This is a genomic window from Mycobacterium sp. TH-M82 (assembly GCF_057473605.1).
In genome coordinates, this window is sequence record NZ_JBYCKY010000150.1 from 1 (window position 1) to 1,000 (window position 1,000).

2 protein-coding genes are annotated in these 1,000 nt (G+C 65.7%); both read left to right on the plus strand.

What is annotated here, in order from left to right:
• Positions 1 to 254, plus strand: a 254-nt coding sequence (locus AC2VON_RS04420) for a citrate/2-methylcitrate synthase (protein ID WP_486951853.1), incomplete at its 5' end; no start/stop codon positions are given.
• 191 nt (positions 255 to 445) lie between these two features.
• The coding region (gene arfA / locus AC2VON_RS04425) for a channel-forming protein ArfA/OmpATb (protein WP_486951854.1) at positions 446 to 1,000 on the plus strand (555 nt) is incomplete at its 3' end.

Below are 1,000 nucleotides of genomic sequence, written 5' to 3' on the forward strand. Positions count from 1 at the left end.
AGGCGGCGCTGACCGACGACTATTTCATCGAGCGCAAGCTCTACCCGAACGTCGACTTCTACACCGGCCTGATCTATCGCGCCATCGGCTTCCCGCCCCGGATGTTCACGGTGCTGTTCGCCCTCGGCCGGCTGCCGGGTTGGATCGCGCACTGGCGCGAGATGCACGACGAGGGCGACAGCAAGATCGGCCGGCCCCGCCAGATCTACACCGGGTGCTGCGAACGCGACTACACGGCCATCGACGCGCGGTAGTCGGTGACTTCAGCCATCCGATACGACGCTGGTCTTCGTGACCGAGCTGTTCGGCGCCCGCAGACCGTCACCGCGCGATTGGTCGAGCGATAGGTCCGGGCCGCTGGCTTGCCTTAGGCTTCGTATCACTCGTTCGTCAACGTCAGGAGGGGCCAATGCCCGATTCTGAGCTGGGTTCCGATGGCACTTAGATGACCACTCGGCGGCGTAAAGCCTTCAGGCTGTACCGACGGTCCCCAGGTCGTGCCTGGCTGGCCGGGCTCGTGTTCATCCCACTGTTGCTGGGGTTGATCGGCTACGGCATGCTCGACCGCTCCCGCTCGCAGAACGGCGGCCAGCCCGGCCCTGCCGGTGCATTGCCGACGCTGGTTGCACCAGCCCCTGCCGGTGTGCCACCGGGGTTGACGCTGGCACCGCTGTCGATAACCGGACATGGCAACGAGATCACGCTGGAGGGCAACCTGCCCGATCCGGCCGCCAGACGAACGCTGCTGGACATGGTGATCGCCTCGATGGGCAGTGACGTCAACGTGATCGACAACCTTACGGTCGTCCCCGGCAGCAAGGCGCTGGACTTCTCCGCGGCGGGACCGGTTTTCGAGGCGGGTGCGGGGATCCGTGATTTCAGCCTGGCCGTCGATGGTGACACCGTCACCCTGGCCGGCACCGCGGCGACGGCCATTCAGGCGGACGCACTCGAGAACGCGGCTGAGGACGCCTGGAAGAACGTCAACATCGTCAACACG